This is a genomic window from Ruegeria sp. BHSC037 (genome assembly GCF_059613045.1).
The window spans coordinates 41,460-60,868 of record NZ_JBXWRT010000008.1; the positions used below are offsets into that span (position 1 = coordinate 41,460).

The 19,409-nt window shown below is 64.6% G+C and carries 19 protein-coding genes; 9 read left to right on the forward strand and 10 right to left on the reverse strand.

Annotated elements, in window-relative coordinates; all coding sequences use genetic code 11:
* The first annotated feature begins 27 nt into the window (after window positions 1-27).
* Both AC2FMN_RS09605 and AC2FMN_RS09610 read left to right on the forward strand, forming a co-directional pair.
* Window positions 28-1,461 carry a pyridoxal phosphate-dependent decarboxylase family protein gene (locus AC2FMN_RS09605; RefSeq protein ID WP_496687750.1) on the forward strand — a complete coding sequence of 478 codons (1,434 nt, stop codon included), beginning with the start codon at window positions 28-30 and terminating at the stop codon, window positions 1,459-1,461.
* Window positions 1,461-2,228, forward strand: a complete 768-nt coding sequence (locus AC2FMN_RS09610) for an HpcH/HpaI aldolase family protein (RefSeq protein WP_496687753.1) — start codon at window positions 1,461-1,463, stop codon at window positions 2,226-2,228. Before AC2FMN_RS09605 ends, AC2FMN_RS09610 begins: the two co-directional genes overlap by 1 nt.
* A gap of 7 nt (window positions 2,229-2,235) precedes the next feature.
* Here AC2FMN_RS09610 and AC2FMN_RS09615 read toward each other — a convergent pair whose 3' ends face one another.
* Window positions 2,236-3,378, reverse strand: coding sequence for a DUF3095 domain-containing protein (locus tag AC2FMN_RS09615; protein ID WP_496687756.1), 1,143 nt, complete (start codon window positions 3,376-3,378; stop codon window positions 2,236-2,238).
* Between the two features lie 136 nt (window positions 3,379-3,514).
* Between AC2FMN_RS09615 and AC2FMN_RS09620 the strand changes: the two genes are divergently transcribed.
* From AC2FMN_RS09620 to AC2FMN_RS09635, 4 genes are all read left to right on the forward strand, one after another.
* Window positions 3,515-4,687 carry an MFS transporter gene (locus tag AC2FMN_RS09620; RefSeq protein WP_496687759.1) on the forward strand — a complete coding sequence of 391 codons (1,173 nt, stop codon included), beginning with the start codon at window positions 3,515-3,517 and terminating at the stop codon, window positions 4,685-4,687.
* A 21-nt stretch (window positions 4,688-4,708) separates the two neighbouring features.
* On the forward strand, window positions 4,709-5,740 hold the full coding sequence (locus AC2FMN_RS09625; RefSeq protein WP_496687762.1) for a glycosyltransferase family 4 protein: 1,032 nt from the start codon (window positions 4,709-4,711) through the stop codon (window positions 5,738-5,740).
* 103 nt (window positions 5,741-5,843) lie between these two features.
* Window positions 5,844-6,866, forward strand: a complete 1,023-nt coding sequence (locus AC2FMN_RS09630; protein WP_496687765.1) for an aspartate-semialdehyde dehydrogenase — start codon at window positions 5,844-5,846, stop codon at window positions 6,864-6,866.
* A gap of 158 nt (window positions 6,867-7,024) precedes the next feature.
* Entirely contained in the window at window positions 7,025-7,942 is a 918-nt protein-coding gene (locus AC2FMN_RS09635) for an endonuclease/exonuclease/phosphatase family protein (protein WP_496687768.1), read from the forward strand.
* A 41-nt stretch (window positions 7,943-7,983) separates the two neighbouring features.
* Here the strand turns inward: AC2FMN_RS09635 and AC2FMN_RS09640 are convergent, their stop codons facing one another.
* The gene (locus AC2FMN_RS09640) at window positions 7,984-8,634 is read right to left on the reverse strand and encodes a carbonic anhydrase (protein ID WP_496681001.1); all 651 of its coding nucleotides are present in this window, start codon (window positions 8,632-8,634) and stop codon (window positions 7,984-7,986) included.
* A 142-nt stretch (window positions 8,635-8,776) separates the two neighbouring features.
* Between AC2FMN_RS09640 and AC2FMN_RS09645 the strand changes: the two genes are divergently transcribed.
* The 3 genes from AC2FMN_RS09645 to AC2FMN_RS09655 all read left to right on the forward strand — a co-directional run bounded on the left by AC2FMN_RS09645 (window position 8,777) and on the right by AC2FMN_RS09655 (window position 11,347).
* A complete protein-coding gene (locus AC2FMN_RS09645; protein WP_005979954.1) occupies window positions 8,777-9,166 on the forward strand; it encodes a hypothetical protein in 390 nt (129 codons plus the stop codon).
* Between the two features lie 64 nt (window positions 9,167-9,230).
* On the forward strand, window positions 9,231-10,613 hold the full coding sequence (locus AC2FMN_RS09650; protein WP_496687770.1) for a leucyl aminopeptidase family protein: 1,383 nt from the start codon (window positions 9,231-9,233) through the stop codon (window positions 10,611-10,613).
* A complete protein-coding gene (locus AC2FMN_RS09655; RefSeq protein WP_496687772.1) occupies window positions 10,610-11,347 on the forward strand; it encodes a C40 family peptidase in 738 nt (245 codons plus the stop codon). Before AC2FMN_RS09650 ends, AC2FMN_RS09655 begins: the two co-directional genes overlap by 4 nt.
* Here the strand turns inward: AC2FMN_RS09655 and AC2FMN_RS09660 are convergent.
* The 8 genes from AC2FMN_RS09660 to AC2FMN_RS09695 form a co-directional block, all read right to left on the reverse strand.
* On the reverse strand, window positions 11,344-11,694 hold the full coding sequence (locus AC2FMN_RS09660; RefSeq protein ID WP_496681005.1) for a DUF2794 domain-containing protein: 351 nt from the start codon (window positions 11,692-11,694) through the stop codon (window positions 11,344-11,346). The genes AC2FMN_RS09655 and AC2FMN_RS09660 overlap by 4 nt on opposite strands.
* Before the next feature lie 73 nt (window positions 11,695-11,767).
* Window positions 11,768-13,435 (reverse strand): ABC transporter permease, encoded by a 1,668-nt coding sequence (locus AC2FMN_RS09665; protein ID WP_496687775.1) that lies wholly within the window; start codon window positions 13,433-13,435, stop codon window positions 11,768-11,770.
* Window positions 13,436-13,549: 114 nt separating this feature from the next.
* Window positions 13,550-14,767 (reverse strand): phenylacetate--CoA ligase family protein, encoded by a 1,218-nt coding sequence (locus AC2FMN_RS09670; protein WP_496687777.1) that lies wholly within the window; start codon window positions 14,765-14,767, stop codon window positions 13,550-13,552.
* 19 nt (window positions 14,768-14,786) lie between these two features.
* Window positions 14,787-15,620: an ABC transporter ATP-binding protein gene (locus tag AC2FMN_RS09675; RefSeq protein WP_170342738.1), complete on the reverse strand. Its 834-nt coding sequence runs from the start codon at window positions 15,618-15,620 to the stop codon at window positions 14,787-14,789.
* 83 nt (window positions 15,621-15,703) lie between these two features.
* Window positions 15,704-16,987, reverse strand: coding sequence for an ABC transporter substrate-binding protein (locus AC2FMN_RS09680; protein WP_490361276.1), 1,284 nt, complete (start codon window positions 16,985-16,987; stop codon window positions 15,704-15,706).
* 71 nt (window positions 16,988-17,058) lie between these two features.
* Window positions 17,059-18,135, reverse strand: a complete 1,077-nt coding sequence (locus tag AC2FMN_RS09685; RefSeq protein ID WP_005979938.1) for a branched-chain amino acid ABC transporter permease — start codon at window positions 18,133-18,135, stop codon at window positions 17,059-17,061.
* 3 nt (window positions 18,136-18,138) lie between these two features.
* On the reverse strand, window positions 18,139-18,396 hold the full coding sequence (locus tag AC2FMN_RS09690; RefSeq protein ID WP_496687780.1) for a hypothetical protein: 258 nt from the start codon (window positions 18,394-18,396) through the stop codon (window positions 18,139-18,141).
* A gap of 3 nt (window positions 18,397-18,399) precedes the next feature.
* The gene (locus tag AC2FMN_RS09695) at window positions 18,400-19,386 is read right to left on the reverse strand and encodes a branched-chain amino acid ABC transporter permease (protein ID WP_496687782.1); all 987 of its coding nucleotides are present in this window, start codon (window positions 19,384-19,386) and stop codon (window positions 18,400-18,402) included.
* Window positions 19,387-19,409 lie beyond the last annotated feature (23 nt).

Below are 19,409 nucleotides of genomic sequence, written 5' to 3' on the forward strand. Positions count from 1 at the left end.
GAAAAGATGCAAAGAAATAGGTGACCGATGGAATGGAGTGAATTCTCGGACTGGGGCAAGCGGGTGGCCGAATGGGCACAGCATTATCACCAGACCGTCGGCGATCACCCCGTGCGCGCCCGGACCCGGCCGGGCGAAGTGCTGAACGCCCTGCCCCCCGCCCCGCCCGAAACCGGCGAGCCGATCGAGGGGATATTCGAAGATTTCGAGCGGATCGTGATGCCCGGCATCACTCATTGGCAGCATCCGCGCTTCTTCGCCTATTTCAACTCGAACGCCTCGGCGCCGTCGGTGCTGGCCGAGTTTCTGGCCAGCGCGATCGCCCCGCAATGCATGCTGTGGCAGACCTCGCCCGCGGCGACCGAGATGGAAACCCGGATGATGGACTGGCTGCGGCAGGCACTGGACCTGCCCGAAGGGTTTGCCGGTGTGATCCAGGATTCGGCCTCTTCTGCCACGCTGGCCGCCGTTCTGACCATGCGGGAAAAGGCGCTGAACTGGCAGGGCAACCGTCAGGGCCTGTTCGGGCAGAAACCCTTGCGCGTCTATTGCTCGTCCGAGGTGCACACATCGGTCGACCGCGCCATCTGGGTCGCCGGGATCGGGCAGGACAACTTGGTGCGCGTCCCGATCAAGGGTGACTGGCGCGGCATGGACCCGGCGGCGCTCGAGGACGCGATCCGGGCCGATCTGGACGCCGGCCTTCACCCCGCGGGGGTGATCCTGTGCGTCGGCGGCACCGGGACCGGCGCGACCGATCCGGTGGATGAGTGCCTGAAAGTCGCGCAGAAATACGGGCTGTACACGCATGTGGATGCGGCCTGGGCCGGGTCGGCGATGATCTGCCCCGAATACCGCCACTATTGGCCGGGGATCGACCGGGCCGACAGCATCGTTTTCAACCCGCACAAATGGTTGGGGGTTCAGTTCGACTGCTGCGCGCATTTCCTGAAAAACCCCGACGATCTGGTGCAGACGCTGGCGATTAGCCCCGAATACCTGAAAACCCATGGCCAGGACGGGATTATCAACTATTCGGAATGGTCGGTGCCGCTGGGCCGCCGGTTCCGGGCGCTGAAACTGTGGTTCGTGATCCGCGCCTACGGGCTGGAAGGGTTGCGCGCGCGGCTGCGCAACCACGTCAACTGGTCGCGCGACCTGCATGACCGGCTGGCGGCCGAGCCGGATTTCCGGATCGTCACCCCGCCCATGTGGTCCCTGTGGACTTTCCGCTATGAGCCACCCGGCACCGCGGATCTGGACGACCTGAACCTGCGGCTGGTCAACGCCATCAACGATGACGGCCGCATCTATCTGACCCAGACCCGAGTCGATGGCGACATCGTCATCCGTTTCCAGGCCGGCCAGTTCGAAACCACCGAGGAGGACGTCCGGATGGCCTTTGACGTTATCACCCAAATCGCCCGCACCTTGCCCACACCCCCGAAGGAGGACAACTGATGCCCGCCCCCAAAAACCCGTTCAAACAGGCTCTGACACAGGGCGAAATGCAGATTGGCTGCTGGATGAGTTTTGCCGAGCCCGTCACCGCCGAAATCATGGGAACCGCCGGGTTCGACTGGCTGGTGATCGATGGCGAACATGCCCCAAACGACATCCGCTCGATCCGCGATCAGCTGATGGCGCTGGCCAACAGCCGCTCGCACCCGGTGGTGCGGGTGCCCGTGGGCGAGACCTGGCTGATCAAGATGGTGCTGGATGCCGGCGCCCAGACCGTTCTGGTACCGATCGTCGAAAGCGCCGACCAGGCGCGCGAACTGGTGCGTGCCTGCCGCTATCCGCCGACAGGCGCGCGCGGCGTCGGGGCGGCGGCGTCGCGGGCAACGATGTACGGTCAGGTCGGCGACTATGTGCAGACCGCCGATGACGAGATCTGCCTGCTGGTGCAGGTGGAGAACCGGGCTGGCCTGGCCGCGCTGGACGAGATCCTGCAGGTCGAGGGTGTGGATGGTGTGTTCATCGGCCCGGCCGATCTGTCCACCGACATGGGATACAAGGGCGACAGCACCGCGCCCGAGGTCCGCTCGGCCATCGCCGATGCGCTGAAACGGATCCGGGCCGCAGGCAAGGCGCCTGGCATTCTGGGTACCAATGACGAAGCGGTTCAGACCTATCGCGACATGGGCGCGCAGTTTCTGGCGGTCGGCATCGACGTGATGCTTCTGGCGCAGGCGGCGCGCGGGCTGGCCGCGAAGTGGAAGGCCTAGAGCCGGCTCAACCCCGCATCGCGGCGGCAGCCCGTGCATAGCCGCCCGAGGCGCCATCGACGAAATGCACATGATCGTCGCGGGTGGCGGCGGGGACGACGCAGGTCATCATCGCCTCGTGCTGGGAATGGATGCCGTACCGAACCTTGCCGCGCCCGCGCGCATCGTCGAGCAGCCGGGTGATCCGCGACAGGGTCTCGCCGTCGCAATCCAGCGTCATCTTCAACCCGTCATCGAATTTGCGGAAATCCGCATTTCGGCTGACCATGGTCTTGTAGTGGCCCGGCTCAAACTCGCCCAGTCTCTTGCCCGTTTTGAACAACAGCCAGATCAGCAGGTTCTGTACCAGCAGCGCGGCCTTGCGCACCGCCAGGTTGCGCCCCGCGCGCGAGACATGAGCATCGAGCGCCAGCCCCGGCGGCGGCCATTTCATTGGCGGTCCTCCAGCCGGCACGGGATGACCCGCGCGCTCCAGCGCCTCGGCGGCGGACAGGACCGATTGGGCCAGATCGGCAAAATCGCGTTCGGTCGCGCGGGCGGTCGGCTGGATGACCAGCGACACGATCTGCCCGTGCCGGGCCGGGCTGTTGGACCAGCGGCAGGACAGGCCCGTCAGGTCGGGCTGCGCCTCGGGCCCGGCGGGCGGAACCTCGTACCGGCCAGCCTTCATCTGCGCCTCGGCCCAGGCCAGCCCGCCGCCGGTGAACATAGCGTAGTCCACCCCTGAGGACGGCGCATGGCGTGCCACCCGCAGGTCGTGCCCTGCCGCGCGCAGGTCGGACACGGGCACCAGGGCCGCGCGCAGGACGATGTCGAACTCGGCCGCGGCCCAGCTGCGCAGCGCCGCCAGCGTGGCGCGTGCCTTGGATTCGTGTTCGGGCGCGACGGCGAATCCGGCCCCGTCGCCGCCGAATACATACGGGAAATTCTGACCGCCCAGCGCGTTGATCATACCCGAGATCACCGCCGCACCCACCGTGTTCACGGTTTTGTAGCGGCCACGGGCGATTTCGCCGGTCGAGTCCACGATATCGGCCACCCCGACGATCCAACCGTCCGGGACCGGCGTGAACCGCGCCGGGTCGGACAGGGCAAGAAAATCGCGCGTGACGGGAATCCGGTCATAGAATCCCAGATCGGCGTCTTTCATCGTCCCTCCCATTACCTCAAGATCATGTTAGCGCAGTCCGCGTGCCTGTCCCGACATTGCAACATATCACACGCGCTTGTGCATGGCATCGGGACGTGCCAAGCATCCTGCCAAAGCGGACGTTAGGGAGACTGACATGCAGGCAGGTTTGGTGATCTTGTGTCTGGCCTATGTCCTCAGCCAGTTCTTCCGCGCGTTCCTTGCGGTTCTGACCGCCGATCTGGCCCGCGACATCGGCGCCACGCCCGAGGATCTGGCTTGGGCCTCGGGCCTGTGGTTTCTGGTCTTTGCGGCCATGCAGATCCCGGTGGGCTGGGCGCTGGACCGGGTTGGCCCGCGGCAGACGGCGGCGGTTCTGCTGCTGATCGGCGGCGCGGGTGGGGCCGCGGTGTTCGCGCTGGCCACGACGCCCCTGCACGTGGCGTTGGCGATGGCGTTGATCGGGGTCGGGTGTTCGCCGGTTCTGATGGCCTCGTATTTCATCTTTGCCCGCGAGTATCCGCCCGCGAAATTCGCGACCCTGGCCGCGGTGATGCTGGGCGTGGGGTCGGTTGGCAACCTCGTAGCTTCGTATCCCACGGCGCTGGCGGTCGAGCTGATGGGGTGGCGCGCGACGCTGGCCGGGCTGGCCGCGATCTCGGGCGCGGTGGCCTTGGGCATCTGGGTCACGGTCAAAGACCCCGCGCGGGTGGTGTCAAAGCAGAAGGGTTCGGTTTTGGACCTGCTGCGCGAGCCAGCTCTGTGGGCGATTTTGCCGTTGATGCTGGTGGCCTATGCGCCCTCGGCCGCGCTGCGGGGGCTGTGGGCCGGCCCCTATCTGCTGGACGTGTTCGGGCTGAGCGCCACCCAGATCGGGCAGGCCACGCTGGTCATGGGCGCCGCGATGATCGCGGGCACCTTTGTATATGGGCCGCTGGACCGGCTGCTGAACACCCGCAAATGGGTGATCTTCGGCGGCAACGCGCTGGCGGTAATGGCGCTGGGGCTGTTGGGGCTGTGGGTCGCGGACGCCGTCTGGCTGTCGGTTCTGCTGATGTCGCTGATCGGGTTTCTGGGGGCATCCTTCCCGGTGATCATGGCGCATGGGCGCGCCTTCATCCCGGCGCACCTGGTGGGGCGCGGCGTGACCCTGCTGAACCTGTTCGGGATCGGCGGCGTGGGGCTGGCGCAATTCGCCACCGGCCGCATCCATGCGGCGACGGTGGACATGGGACCAACCGCACCCTACACAGCGATATTCGCCTTCTTTGCCGCCACGCTGGCGATCGGCTGCGTGATTTACCTGTTCAGCCGTGACAGCATGGAGTGAGACCCCGCCGGAGCGCATCCCGTGAAAGACCCCGTTGTCCTTGCCCCCAACCTGAAACGCCGCCTGTCGGGCGTGACCGCCACGATCGCACGGCTGGTGCCGTTGCAGGCGCAGTGGATCGACATCGCCGCCACCGGCCCGGGCCTGCCTGAGGACATCCCGCACATCCCGCTGGGCCACCTGCCCTTTCTGTCGCGCAAGACGCTGCGGGTCTGGCACGCCCGCCGCAACACCGAGATGCTGCTGGGCCTGATCCTGCGCGACCTGCTGCGGCTGCGGCTGAAACTGCTGTTCACCAGCGCCTCGCAGCGGGTGCATACGGGCTATACCAAGTGGCTGATCGGCAAGATGGACGCGGTGGTGGCGACCTCGCGCAAGACGGCCGGGTACCTTGAGCGGGACGCGCAGGTGATCATGCACGGGATCAATCTGCAGGATTTCACCCCTCCGCAGGACAAGGCGGCGCTGCGCCAGAAGCTGGGGCTGCCCGACGGGCTGCTGCTGGGCTGCTATGGCCGCATTCGGCACCAGAAGGGCACCGACGCCTTCGTCGATGCTATGATCGACCTGTGCGGGCAAGTCCCCGACGTGCATGGCATCGTTATGGGCCGCGCGACCGAGAAACACGGTGCTTTCCTGACCGAACTGAAGGACAAGGTGGCCCAAGCCGGCCTTTCCGACCGCATCCTGTTCAAGCCCGAGGTCACCGTGGACAAGATCGCCCAATGGTACCAGGTGCTGGATCTGTTCATCGCCCCCCAACGCTGGGAGGGGTTCGGGCTGACCCCCCTCGAAGCGATGGCCTGCGGCGTGCCCGTGGTGGCCACCGATGTGGGCGCGTTTTCCGAGATCGTGACCGACCCCGCGTTGGGTCGGGTGGTGCCTCCGGGCGACATTCCGGCGCTGGCCGCAGCCGCGTCCGAGATGCTGACGGACCGTGATTCCCTGGCCCGCGCGGGTCAGGCCGCCCGCACCCATGTTGAACGGAATTTCGACATCAACGGCGAGGCGCAGGCGCTTGTTGCGCTCTATCGGCGGCTGCTGGCCGGCTGAGGTGCCGCAAAACTGCGTCAAACGGTCAATTCCGCCGCGAAGACCCTTTTTTCTTTTCGGTTTCGCGGCTATGAACGCGCGTCCTTAATTCAGGAGACTAGACATGGGCTATCGCGTCGTTGTCGTCGGCGCCACGGGGAACGTGGGCCGCGAAATGCTGAACATCCTGGCCGAGCGCCAGTTCCCGGTTGACGAAATCGCCGCTCTGGCGAGCCGCCGTTCGCTGGGCACCGAGGTCAGCTTTGGCGACAAGACACTCAAGACCCAGGATCTGGACACGTTCGATTTCACCGGCTGGGACATGGCGCTGTTCGCCGTGGGCTCGGCCGCGACTAAGGATTACGCCCCCAAGGCGGCGGCCGCGGGCTGCGTGGTGATCGACAACTCGTCGCTCTATCGCTACGACCCCGAGATCCCGCTGATCGTTCCGGAAGTGAACCCGCAGGCAATCCACGACTACAAGAACAAGAACATCATCGCCAACCCCAACTGCTCGACCGCGCAGATGGTGGTGGCGCTGAAGCCGTTGCATGACCGCGCCAAGATCAAGCGCGTCGTGGTCTCGACCTATCAGTCGGTCTCGGGCGCCGGCAAGGAGGGCATGGACGAGCTGTGGGACCAGACCAAGGCCGTCTACAACCCGATCAACGATGTGCCGCCGAAGAAGTTCACCAAGCAGATCGCTTTCAACGTCATTCCGCATATCGACGTCTTCATGGAAGACGGCTCGACCAAAGAAGAGTGGAAGATGGTCGCCGAAACCAAGAAGATCGTCGATCCCTCGATCAAGCTGACCGCCACCTGCGTGCGCGTGCCGGTCTTCGTGGGCCATTCCGAGGCGATCAATATCGAGTTCGAGGAATTCCTGGACGAGGACGAGGCCCGCGACATCCTGCGCGAGGCCCCCGGCCTGATGGTGATCGACAAGCGCGAGGACGGTGGATACGTCACGCCGGTCGAATGCGCGGGCGATTTCGCCACCTTCATCAGCCGCATCCGTCAGGATTCGACCGTGGAAAACGGCCTGAACCTGTGGTGCGTATCGGACAACCTGCGCAAGGGCGCAGCCCTGAACGCCGTCCAGATCGCCGAGCTGCTGGGCCGCGAGGTTCTGAAAAAGGGCTGACATCCGGCCCTGATGCAATTGCAAGGCCGCCTCCGCCGAGGCGGCCTTGCGTGTTTTTGGGACGGGCGCCCGTGGGCAGCCATTATTGTGGCAGCGGGTCTGGACGCGAGGCGGGTCAGAGCGCATATCCTGACCTGACCGTAGACCCGGGGCGTTGAATGCAATCATTGACCGGAAAAGCCATCTTGCGGCGCTTGATTGCGTTGTGCGCCGCGCTGTTGGCGGGCGTCGTCCTGATGGGGTTCACCGGGTACTATCTGGCCGTGGGGGATTCGCTGGCCTTGCTGCGCCCTCAGGCCGGGGCCTTGCTGATGGTCTGCGCCTTGGTGCTGGCGCTGGTCCGGGCCTGGCGGCTGGCTCTGGTCTCGATGGCGTTTTCACTGGTCGCCGCTGCATCGATCGCGCTGGGCTACGCGCCGGCCGACACCAGCTGTGACGACGGCTGCCTGACCTTCTATCAGAAGAATCTGATGCGGAAGGCATGGCCTCGATACGAGCTGTCCGAGGATATCATCGCATCCGGCGCCCGGATCGTGACGCTACAGGAGGTCTCGAGCCACAACCGAAAATACATGCACACCCTGTTCGAGCACTACCCTACTGCGGTGTACTGCAGGTTTCGCCCCGAACAGAACGTGGCGGTTCTGACCGATCTGCCCGCCATAGACGGGTCGGACTTCTGCCTGTCAGGGCTCGGTGCGGCCGGGATCAAGGTGCTGACCCCGGACAACGGGCCGGTCTGGGTGGTCTCGATCCACATGCAGTGGCCGTTTCCGTATGACCAGTTCAACCAAAGCCGCAAAATCGCCGAATATATCGAAAACCTGGATGGCCCGGTTCTGGTCGGTGGCGATTTCAACATGGTGCCCTGGGGCGGCAGCGTGGCGCGAATCCGCTCGGCCACCGGCAACCGGAATTTCGGAATGGTGCTGAACACCCATTCCCTGGGCAGCTGGATGATGCCGATGCCCATCGACAACCTCCTTTTCCCCAAGGGCACGACCGGCACGGTGCATCTCCGCCCCTATCTGGGGTCGGACCATCTGGGCATACTGGCGCGGATTCGCCTGCCCTGACCCGCCGGGTCGAATCGGCCGGGTGCGCGCGTACGCGCCGATCAGACCAAGGCGAACTTCTTCTCCTTGGGGTCGTAGAATTCCAGCGCGCCCTCGCCGATATCTGTCCACAGCCCGTGGATCGACATCTCGCCGGCTTTCACGGCGCTTTCGACGAAGGGAAAGGTCATCAGGTTCTCGAGCGAGGCGACGACCGCCTGCCGCTCGAACTGGCGGGCCTGTTCAGTACTGTCGTCAACATCGGCGACCAGATCGAACCGGGGCTTGAGGATGTCCATCCAGCGGCCGACAAAGCTTTCCTTGGCCTCCAACTGCGGAGCGTTGCCCTTGCACATGTCGATGCAGCCCTGCACGCCACCGCATTGCGAATGACCCAGCACAATCAGATGCGCCACCTTCAGCGCCGTCACCGCATATTCGATCGCCGCGCTGGTGCCGTGGCGCTCGCCGTCGGGCTCGTAGGGCGGAACCAGGTTGGCGATGTTGCGGTGGATGAAGAACTCGCCCTGATCGGCGCCGAAGATCGAGGTGACATGCACCCGGCTGTCACAGCACGAAATCACCATGGCGCGCGGGCGTTGCCCCTCGGTTGCCAAGCGTCGGTACCAGGCCTGGTTCTCGGAATAGGTGGTGGCCTTCCAGCCGTGATACCGCTGAACCAGATAGCTCGGCAGAGGTTTGGCAAATTGCATTGGGCTGTCCCTGATAGTCTTTCTGGCGGCCGCTGTAACCCAAATTCAGGAAAAATTCGAGCGATTTTGCCGGTTGGCCTCAAGGAATTGCAAAGGTTCAGTGTGGCAGGGTCACCGGTGCCGTGGGGGCATGAAGATTGGGGTGAATGTGGTGGACAAGATTGTCACGCTTGAACAGAAGGAATCCGTCCGTCTGGACCCGGACTGCCTGAGCGGGCTGTACCGGCAGCTGGGCGACCAGAACGCGATGGACGTGCTGTGCCGCACGGTCGAGGAACTGGCCGTGCGTCTGTCGAATTGCGAGCGGCACTGGCGTCAGCGCAACTGGACCGACCTGCGTAAATGCGCCAGGTCTCTGATCGCGATCGCCGAACAGGTGGGCATGACCCTGCTGGCCCGTGTAGCCGCGGACGTGACACGGGCCGTAGATGCGGGCGATGCGGTGGCCGCCGGCGCCACGCTTAACCGGCTGATCCGGGTGGGCGAACGGTCGCTGACCGCCGTGTGGGACCAGCAGGATCTTTCGATCTGACGGGGGTTGCGGGCGCCATACCTGTCGCTAGTCTGTGCACGACCCTGATCAGACCGAGGCGCCCATGACCCTGACATTCGCTTCCCCCGACCAACCGGCCACTGCGCTGCATGTCATCGACCAGGACGCACGCGATGGGTGGCTCGAAGCTCAGCCGCCGCAGGTTCAGGCCTGGGTGGCGGCGAACAGGTTCACCGGAGCGTTGGGGCAGGTGTTGCTGATCCCGGGTGCTGAAGGGGCGCCCGATCGTGCACTGGCCGGGTATGGCACCGCCGACCGGCGCGCGCGGGTTCGGTTCCCGCTGGCCGCCGCGGCCGAGGCGCTGCCCGAGGGCACCTATGCCATCGCTTCGGGCCTACCCGCCGACCGCGCCGAGGTCGAGGCGCTGGGCTGGTTGCTGACCGGCTATGCCTTTGACCGATATGCCACGCAATCGGCCGCCAAGGCCCTGCTGGTCGCGCCGGACGGGGTGAACGCCGCGCGGGTCGAGATCATGGCCAATGCCGAGGCGCTGATCCGCGATCTGGTCAACACGCCCGCGGCCGACATGGGCCCCGATCAGCTGCAGGCCGCGGCCGAGGCGCTGGCCGGGGAGTTCGGCGCCCGGTGCGAAGTGACCCGAGGCGACGCGCTGCTGCAACGGAATTTCCCGATGATCCACGCCGTGGGCCGGGCCGCCGAACAGGCCCCGCGCCTTATCGAGATGACCTGGGGCACATCCGGGCCGAAACTGACCCTAGTCGGCAAAGGCGTCTGTTTCGACACCGGCGGGCTGGATCTTAAGCCCGCCGCCGCGATGGGTTTGATGAAAAAGGACATGGGCGGCGCGGCGAACGTGCTGGGGCTGGCGCGCATGATCATGGCGCTGGATCTGCCGCTGCAATTGCGTGTACTGATCCCGGCGGTGGAAAACGCGGTGGCGGGCAACGCGTTCCGGCCGGGCGACATCCTGACCTCACGCAAGGGCCTGACGGTCGAGATCAACAACACCGATGCTGAAGGGCGGCTGGTGCTGGCCGATGCGCTGGCGCTGGCGGATGAGGGCGCGCCGGATCTGGTGATCTCGATGGCGACGCTGACCGGGGCGGCGCGGGTGGCGGTGGGGGCGGATCTGGCCCCGTTCTACACCGATGACGATGCCGCCGCGCAGGCCTTGGCGCAGGCCGCCGTTCAGGCGGCTGACCCGGTCTGGCGGATGCCGTTCCACACGCCCTACGAGACGTTGATCGAGCCGGGCATCGCCGATCTCGACAACGCGCCGGCGGGCGGGTTCGCCGGGTCGATCACCGCGGCGTTGTTCCTGCGGCGGTTCGTGGAAAACAGCCGGTACATACATTTCGACATCTATTCCTGGCAAAAGGCCAAAGAGCCCGGCCGCAGCAAGGGCGGGTTGGGGCAAGGGCCGCGCGCCCTGCTGACCGCCCTGCCCGGGATGCTGGGCCTGTGAACCGCGCGCGCGCCATCCGCCCCGTCGTGGACCTGCTGCGCAACCCCAAGGGTCCGCGCGACCGGCAGCTGCTGTATGGCGACGGCCTTGACGTCACCGAACAGTCCGGCGGCTGGTGCCGGGTGGTTTCCGACAAGGATGGGTATCAAGGCTGGCTGCGCGCCGACCAACTGGGCCCCGACGCCCCGGCCACGCATTGGATTTGGGCCCCGGCGACCCACGCCTATTCCGAACCCGAAATCAAAAGCCCCGACCGGGTCAGCCTGAGCTTTGGCAGCCGGATCGTGGTGCTGTCGCAGCAGGACCGCTTTGTCGAGACCGAGCTTGGGTTCATCCCCGCAGTGCATGTCAAACCGGTCGGAACACTGCTGAACGACCCGGTGGCGGTGGCCGAACTGTTTCTGGGCACGCCCTATCTGTGGGGTGGCAACAGCCGGTGGGGGCTGGATTGTTCGGGCCTGGTGCAGGCGGGGCTCCTGGCCTGCGGTGTGGCCTGCCCCGGCGACAGCGGCGATCAAGAGCGGGACCTGGGGACCGCATTGCCTCAAGGCTCCCCGGCGCAGCGTGGCGATCTGCTGTTCTGGAAAGGCCATGTGGCCTGGGTGTCCGGTGACAACCTGCTGCTGCATGCCAATGCCCACCACATGGCCGTGGTATTCGAGCCGATGGATCAGGCCATCGCCCGGATCGAGGCCCAGGGCGACGGGCCGGTCACGGCGCACAAGCGGCTCTAATCCGGGTCGACCGAGCGGATCAGCTTGCGCTCAAGCACCCGCAGGACGGCGCGCAGGTCGTGCCCGCGTTTCAGGATGCGTCCGTCCATGCCCACCACCGAGAACATGCCCTGTTTCTGCCGAAGACGCGGGTGTTTCTCGATGCGGTAGATCGGGTGTTCGGCGGTGCGCCGGAAGACCGAAAAGATCGCCACGTCGCGCAGGTTGGATATTCCGTAATCGCGCCATTCTCCGGCGGCGACCATCCGTCCATAGACGGAAAGAATCAATGACATCTCTTGCCGGTTGAAGGCCACCGGCATCTGGGTCGGCCCTGCAGGGTTCCGGCTGGGAGGCTGCATGTTCATGTCTTCAGCCTTGCCGGAAACGGAGATCAGATCAAGTCTGTCACGACAGGGTGTGGTATTTTTGAACCGCCAGTCAGGGCTTGCGACCCACCTGGCGGCAGATCAGGATCACCGGCAGCAGCCCCACGGCCAGGATCACCAGCGACGGAACGGCGGCGCCCTCCAACCGTTCGTCCGAGGCCAGCCGATAGGCCTGCACCGCCAGCGTATCAAAGTTGAACGGCCGCATGATCAGCGTGGCCGGCAGTTCCTTCATCACGTCCACGAACACGATCAGCAGCGCCGTCAGCAACGACGGCGTGAGGATCGGCAGATGCACCCGCCTCAACGTGCCCAATGGTGTCTGCCCCAAGGACCGGGCAGCGGCGTCCATATTTGCATGCACCGTGCTCTGGCCACTTTCATAGGCGCTGAGCGCGGCGGCCAAAAAGCGCACCATGTAGGCCGCCACCAACAGCCAGATCGAGCCGGTGACCAGCAACCCGGTCGACACGCCGAAGGACTGCCGCATCCAGGCGTCCAGCGCATTGTCGAACCCAGCAAACGGCACAATCAGCCCCACCGCGATGACCCCGCCCGGCACGGCGTAGCCCAACCGCGCCACATAGGCCGCCATGGCCGAGCCGCGCCCGGGCCGCAGCCGTTGATAGAACCCCACGCAGACCGCCGCGCAGACGGTGATCACCGCCGCCGTTCCCGCCAGCGTCAGAGAATTGCGAATGAACCCCAGATAGCGGGCCGACAGCAGGTTCTGCTCGGACTCCAACCCCATCTGCACCAGAACGACGACCGGCAACAGAAACCCCAAAAGAACCGGGATGGCACACAGGACCCACGCCGCCACGGCCTGCCAACCGGACAATTGCGCCGCCGGCAAGGCCGAATGGCGTTTGCCCGGCTGGTAGTATTTGGCTTTGCCGCGCTGGGTGCGCTCGGTCACGGCCATCACCAGCGCAAAGGCCAGAAGGCACAGCGCCAGCTGCGCTGCCGCCGCGCGGTCGGCCATCGAAAACCAGCTAGTATAGATGCCGGTGGCAAAGGTCTGAACCCCGAAATAGGCGACCGTGCCGAAATCGGCGATGGTCTCCATCACCGCCAGCAGTACGCCTCCGGCGATGGCGGGTCGCGCCATCGGCAGCGAGACACGCCAGAAGGCCGACCACGGGCTGCTGCCCAGCGCCCGCGCCGCCAGAAAGGCGGTGGCGCTTTGTTGCAGAAAGGCCGCGCGGGCCAACAGATAGACATAGGGGTACAGCACCAGGATCAGCATGACTGCCGCACCCTCGGTCGAGCGGATCTCGGGGAACCAATAGTCGCGCGGGCCCCAGCCGGTCACCTGACGCAGCGTGGTCTGAACGATGCCGGGGTGATCGAGGATGAAGGTATAGGCATAGGCCAGCACATAGGCCGGAAAGGCCAGCGGCAGCACCAGTGCCACTTCGAACAGGCGTACCCCGGGAAAACGGGTCATGGTGACCAGCCACGCGGCCCCGACCCCGATGGCGAAGGTGCCGGCCGAGACCAGAACCACCAGAATAGCCGTGGTGGCGGCATAGCCGGGCAGGACCGTGTCCAGCAGATGCCGGATCGTGTCGGTACCGCCGGTGACGGCCGCCAGCACCACGGCGACCATCGGCAACAGGCAGGCTGCCGCCACCAGATAGGCCAAGGCCCCGACGAACCGCGTGCCCAAGGCCCCGCGGTTGCGCGATCCATGTTCTGAAAATTCGATCTGGGCCATGGCCTCGGGACGACAAAGGTTGCGGTTCCCCTTTAATCGACCAAAAAACTCGGAAACGCCAGTGGGCAGGCACAGGATTCTGCGGCGTATTTGGCCGCAGAACCCGGGGCCGGATCAATCGTAGACGCGCTGATCCTCGATCACCAGCCCATCCTTGGGCAGCGAGCCAGGCGGCACCACCTGAACCGCACCCTTCAGCTTGAGCACCTCGACCACAGATTTGGCATAGGTATCGGCGTCGCCGCCGGGGCTTTCGATCTGAACGGTCATCGTGTCCATCTCGCCCTGCCGGGCGGCGATCACGCGGGCCTTGACGATCTCGTCATGCTTGGCAACCAGCGCGGCCACCTGTTCGGGTCGCACGAACATGCCCTTGATCTTGGTGGTCTGGTCGGCACGCCCCATCCAGCCCTTGATGCGCAGGTTGGTGCGACCACAGGGCGACTGCCCGGGCAACACCGCCGACAGATCACCGGTGGCAAAGCGGATCAGCGGATAGTCGGGGTTGAGGGAGGTCACCACGACCTCGCCGACCTCGCCTTCCGCCACCGGTGTTCCGGTACCGGGGGTCACGATTTCGACGATGACATGCTCGTCGATGATCATGCCCTCCATCGCGGCGCTTTCATAGGCGATATTGCCCAGATCGGCCGTGGCATAGCACTGCAGACAGGAGATGCCCCGATCGGCATAGGCCTGGCGCAGGCTGGGGAACAGAGCCCCGCCGCCCACGACGGCCTTCGAGAAGTTCAGCGAAACGCCCATCTCGTCGGCCTTGTCCAAGATCACCTTCAGGTAATCGGGCGTGCCAGCATAGGCGGTGCAGCCCACGTCGCGCGCGGCGGTCACCTGAAGTTCGGTCTGGCCGGTGCCGGCGGGCAGCACGGCTGCGCCCACGGCACGGGCGCCGTTTTCAAAGATCATGCCCGCGGGTGTCAGGTGATAGCCAAAACAGTTCTGCACGATATCGCCCTGGCCCACGCCCGCCGCATGCAGGAACCGGCCCATGCGCCACCAGTCGTGATCGACTCCGCCGGGTTCATAGATCGGCCCCGGCGACTGGAACACATGGGCAAAGCCATGCGCAGGCTTGACGGTAAAGCCACCAAAGGGCGGGTGCTGACCCTGCGCCTTGGTCAGGTCGGACTTGCGCAGAACCGGCAGCCTGGGCAGATCGGCGATGGTCTGGATCGCATCCAGATCGACATCGGCGAAATGGGCCGCGAAACCGGGCGCGGATTTCGCCCGCGCCAGCTGTTCGCGCAAACCGGCCGATTGCTCGGCGGCGCGCTGATCGGCCGAACGGGTTTCCAGAGCGTCGTAGAATGTCATCGCCAGATCCTCCATCCGCTCACAGCCACCTCTTGCGGCGACGATAGGACCGCACGTCGCGGAAACTCTTGCGGCCTTCGTCGGACATGCCGAGGTAGAATTCCTTGACGTCCGGGTTCTCGCGCAGTTCGGCGGCTGGGCCGTCCATCACCACGCGCCCCGATTCCAGGATATATCCGTAATGGGCAAAGCGCAGCGCCACGTTGGTGTTCTGTTCGGCCAGCAGGAAAGACACGCCTTCCTGTTCGTTCAGGTCCTTCACGATGGTGAAGATCTCCTCGACCAGCTGCGGCGCAAGGCCCATCGAGGGCTCGTCCAGCAGGATCGTCTCGGGGCGGCTCATCAGCGCGCGGCCCATGGCGACCATCTGCTGTTCCCCGCCCGAGGTATAGCCTGCCTGGCTTCGGCGGCGCTCTTTCAAGCGGGGGAAATAGTTGTAGACCAGTTCAAGGTCCTGCTGGATGGCGGCCTTGCCGTCCTTGCGGGTATAGGCCCCGGTCAGCAGGTTTTCCTCGACGGTCAGATGTTCGAAACAGTGGCGGCCTTCCATCACCTGGATGACGCCCTTCTGCACCAGGTCGGCCGGATCGCTCTCGTGCACGTTCTGGCCGCGATACTTGATCGAGCCCTTGGTGACCTCGCCGCGTTCGGAATGCAGCAGGTTCGACACCGCCTTGAGCGTCGTCGTCTTGCCGGCCCCGTTGCCGCCCAGCAGCGCGGTGATCCCGCCCTTGGGCACGGTCAGGCTGACGCCCTTCAGCACGAGGATCACGTGGTTGTAGATCACCTCGATATTGTTGACCTCAAGCAGGGTTTCCGCCTGCACGTCAGTGGTTTGTGCCGCATCCAGCATCAGCGCGTGTCCTCATGCCTGCCCCGTTCGGGGCTTGTCCGGTTCGGGGCGGCGGTCAGCCGCCGCCCCGGTGTTCGTGCCGCTCAGTTGCAGCGCGATTCGATGTTGTTCTCGGCGGCATAAGCGGCCGAGTCTTCCTCGATCAGCGCACCGATCACGTCGCCATCGGTCGGCTTGAAGTCCGAGATCAGCGACCAAGTCTTGGTGTCCGCATCCCACTGGGTCACACCCACCATTCCGTCGCCGCCGTGGTTTTCACAGCTCACGGTGAAGGTCGGGCCGAAATTCGGCAGTCCCAGTTCGGCCATCTTTTCTTCGGTCATCTCAAGCGCTTCCATACCGGCCCGCATGTCGGCACCGGTGATGTCGGCCTTGCCCGAGATTTCCTGCGCCTTCTTGGCGGCTTCGGCGGCCAGCATCGCAGCATAGAGTCCGCGGTTGTACAGGACCGTACCGACCTGATCGCCGGCTCCGGCGGCCTTGCCTGCATCGACGACGTATTTCCTCAGATCGTCATACAGCGGAAAGTCCGAGCCGACGTTGTGGAAGGTCAGCGCCTTGTAGCCATCGGCGGCCGCACCGGCGGGCATCACGTCATGTTCAGCGCCCGACCACCAGATGCCGATGAAGTTTTCCATCGGGAACCGGATGTTCGCGGCCTCTTGGATGGCGACCTGGTTCATCACGCCCCAGCCCCACATCAGAACATAGTCGGGACGGTCGCGGCGGATCTGCAGCCACTGCGATTTCTGCTCCTGGCCCGGGTGATCGACCGGCAGGGCCACCAGCTCGAAGCCGTGCTTCTTGGACAGCTCTTCCAGCGTGCGGATCGGCTCTTTGCCATAGGCCGAGTTGTGATAGACCAGCGCGATTTTCTTGCCGTTCAGATCACCGCCGTTCTCGTCCAGCAGATAGTTGATCGCACCCGAGGCGCCGTCCCAGTAGTTGGCCGGATAGTTGAACGTGTGGCTGAACACCTTGCCGTTCTTGGCCGAGGTGCGGCCATAGCCCATAGTGTGCATCGGAATGTCGTCAGCGGTGGTTTTGGGGATCAGCTGATAGGTGATGCCGGTCGACAACGGCTGATACACCAGCGCACCTTCGCCTTTGGTCGATTCATAGCATTCGACACCCTTCTCGGTGTTGTAGCCGGTTTCGCACTCGATGACCTTGGCTGGAACACCACCGATGCCGCCGTCCCGCTCGTTGAGCAGAGTGAAATAATCCGCGTAGCCATCCGCGAAGGGGATGCCGCCCGCGGCGTAAGGCCCGGTGCGGTAGCTGAGCGACGGGAACACGAGGTCGGCCATTGCCGGACCTGCGGCCATCAGCGCACCCAGCGCCATGGTTGCCAGTTTCTTGTTCATCGGGTGTCTCCTCCCTTGGTTTGTCCGATGTTGGTTCGGGCTTTGCGCCCCTTTCTTGATTGGGCCGGTCCCTAGTGCGGGAAAGGCCAGAGTCTCAGTTTCTCCTTGGCGACGCGCCACAGCTGCGCCAGACCGTGCGGTTCGAGGATCAGGAACAGGATGATCAGCCCGCCCACAATCACCAGCTGCAGATGCGCGACGATGTCGGTGGGCCAGCCCAGCATGTCCGCACCCACGACCTTGAGCACCACCGGCAGCAGCACCAGAAAGGCCGCGCCGGCGAAGGATCCGAAGATCGAGCCCAGCCCGCCGATGATGACCATGAACAGCACCAGGAAAGATTTCTGGATGCCGAAGGCCTCACCCACCTCGACCGCGCCAAGGTAGATGGCGAAGAACAGCGCGCCCGACACGCCCACGAAAAACGAGCTGACGGCAAAGGCGCTGAGCTTGGCGCGCAACGGGTTCACACCGATGATTTCGGCGGCGATGTCCATGTCGCGGATCGCCATCCAGGTGCGCCCGGTGGTGCCGCGGGTCAGGTTGCGGGCGATGATCGCGCAGGCAGTCAGGAAGATCAGGCAGAACAGATAGGTCGCCCAGGCCGGCGCGTTGGGGCCGGTGATGATGATGCCGAACACGTCACGTTCCGGCGCGTTGATCTGCCCCGAGGCCGAATAGTTGTAGAACCACGGCACCCGGTTGAACAGCCACACCAAGAAGAACTGCGCCGCCAGCGTCGCCACCGCCAGATAGAACCCCTTGATCCGCAGGCTGGGCAGGCCGAACAGCACGCCCACGATTGCGGTGATGCCGCCGGCCAGGATCACATGGATGAACATCGACACGTCGGGGAAGGCGGTCATCAGCTTGTAGCAGGCATAGGCGCCCACGGCCATGAACCCCCCGGTACCCAGGGAAACCTGCCCGCAATACCCCACAAGGATGTTCAGGCCGATCGCCGCAATCGCATAGATCAGGAAGGGCAGCAACAGCGCGTTGGCCCAATAGTCGTTGATGATGAACGGAATTATCCCGAACGCCACCGCCAGCACCACATAATACCGATACCGGTCGAACTTGATCGGGAAAGTCTGGTTGTCGTCCCTGTAGGAGGTCTTGAAGTCTCCGGCCTCACGATAGAACATGTCTTACTTTCCCCATTGTTCCTGCGCCCGGTTGCGGGCTTCGACGTCCAGTTGGCTGGACCGTTTGGCATATCCGCTCGCCTCCGAGGCGCGCACCAGTTTCATGTAAGCCAGAACGCCCATGACCAGCCCGGCAAAGGCCAAAAGCGCGGCCACGGTCAGCTGATTGGCGGTCAGATCGTCCGAGGTCAGGGCGATGTACCCAAAGGCCCAGAACCCCGCCCACGCGATCACGTTGATGATGGCGATCAGCTTGGTCATGGCCTACACCCTCTCGATGATCTTCTCGCCGAACAGGCCCTGCGGCCGGAACACCAGGAAGATCAACGCCAGCACGTAGGCGAACCAGTTCTCGGTCGCGCCACCCACCAGCGGGCCCACGGCGAACTCGAACAGCTTCTCGCCCACGCCGATGATCAGCCCGCCGACGATGGCGCCGGGGATCGAAGTGAACCCACCCAGCATCAGAACCGGCAATGCCTTGAGCGCAATCAGCGACAGCGAGAACTGCACGCCCGACTTGGTGCCCCACATGATGCCCGCGACCAGCGCCACGAACCCGGCCACCGACCAGACCATGATCCAGATGAAGTTCAGCGAGATACCGACCGACAGTGCGGCCTGGTGGTCGTCGGCCACAGCCCGCATGGCGCGGCCCTGCTTGGTGTACTGGCTGAACGCGACCAGCGCGGCCACCAGCAACGCCGCGATGACCGTCGCCACGATGTCCAGATTGTCGATGAAGAAGCCGTAGCCGAAGATGTTGTAGGTGGTCTCGTCGATCCACAGGTTGATGCCCTGCGGCAAACCCACGTCCAGCGTCTTGATCTCGGACCCCCACATCAGGTCGGCCACGCCTTCCAGGAAATAGGCCAGGCCGATCGTGGCCATGAAAAGGATGATCGGCTCCTGGCCCACAAGGTGGCGCATGACAAAACGCTGCACCGCCCAGGCCAGCAGAACCATCACGCCCATCGTCAGAATGATCGCCAGCAGCGCCGGAACGGTCCAGCCGAACGAATAAACATGCGTGCCGAAGGTGGCGTTGATCAGATGGGCAAAGGGCACCTGCCCGTTCATGATCCCCACCAGCGTCATCGCCGCAAACAGGGCCATAACCCCCTGGGCATAATTGAAGATCCCAGACGCCTTGTAGATCAGCACAAAGCCCAGCGCGACCAGCGCATACAGCACCCCGGCCATGAGGCCGTTCAGAAAGACCTCCATCGCGAAAATCAACTGATCAGGCATCTGCGCCTCCCCTCAATTCTGTA

Excerpts from the sequence above, each read along its gene's own strand:
- AC2FMN_RS09605 (WP_496687750.1), top strand. The coding sequence starts at position 28 with ATGGAATGGAGTGAATTCTCGGACTGGGGCAAGCGGGTGGCCGAATGG.
- AC2FMN_RS09670 (WP_496687777.1), bottom strand. The coding sequence starts at position 14,767 with ATGACATTCTACGACGCTCTGGAAACCCGTTCGGCCGATCAGCGCGCC.
- AC2FMN_RS09640 (WP_496681001.1), bottom strand. The coding sequence starts at position 8,634 with ATGCAATTTGCCAAACCTCTGCCGAGCTATCTGGTTCAGCGGTATCAC.
- AC2FMN_RS09620 (WP_496687759.1), top strand. The coding sequence starts at position 3,515 with ATGCAGGCAGGTTTGGTGATCTTGTGTCTGGCCTATGTCCTCAGCCAG.
- AC2FMN_RS09650 (WP_496687770.1), top strand. The coding sequence starts at position 9,231 with ATGACCCTGACATTCGCTTCCCCCGACCAACCGGCCACTGCGCTGCAT.
- AC2FMN_RS09635 (WP_496687768.1), top strand. The coding sequence starts at position 7,025 with ATGCAATCATTGACCGGAAAAGCCATCTTGCGGCGCTTGATTGCGTTG.
- AC2FMN_RS09690 (WP_496687780.1), bottom strand. The coding sequence starts at position 18,396 with ATGACCAAGCTGATCGCCATCATCAACGTGATCGCGTGGGCGGGGTTC.
- AC2FMN_RS09630 (WP_496687765.1), top strand. The coding sequence starts at position 5,844 with ATGGGCTATCGCGTCGTTGTCGTCGGCGCCACGGGGAACGTGGGCCGC.
- AC2FMN_RS09660 (WP_496681005.1), bottom strand. The coding sequence starts at position 11,694 with ATGAACATGCAGCCTCCCAGCCGGAACCCTGCAGGGCCGACCCAGATG.
- AC2FMN_RS09695 (WP_496687782.1), bottom strand. The coding sequence starts at position 19,386 with ATGCCTGATCAGTTGATTTTCGCGATGGAGGTCTTTCTGAACGGCCTC.
- AC2FMN_RS09680 (WP_490361276.1), bottom strand. The coding sequence starts at position 16,987 with ATGAACAAGAAACTGGCAACCATGGCGCTGGGTGCGCTGATGGCCGCA.
- AC2FMN_RS09675 (WP_170342738.1), bottom strand. The coding sequence starts at position 15,620 with ATGCTGGATGCGGCACAAACCACTGACGTGCAGGCGGAAACCCTGCTT.
- AC2FMN_RS09610 (WP_496687753.1), top strand. The coding sequence starts at position 1,461 with ATGCCCGCCCCCAAAAACCCGTTCAAACAGGCTCTGACACAGGGCGAA.
- AC2FMN_RS09665 (WP_496687775.1), bottom strand. The coding sequence starts at position 13,435 with ATGGCCCAGATCGAATTTTCAGAACATGGATCGCGCAACCGCGGGGCC.
- AC2FMN_RS09615 (WP_496687756.1), bottom strand. The coding sequence starts at position 3,378 with ATGAAAGACGCCGATCTGGGATTCTATGACCGGATTCCCGTCACGCGC.
- AC2FMN_RS09685 (WP_005979938.1), bottom strand. The coding sequence starts at position 18,135 with ATGTTCTATCGTGAGGCCGGAGACTTCAAGACCTCCTACAGGGACGAC.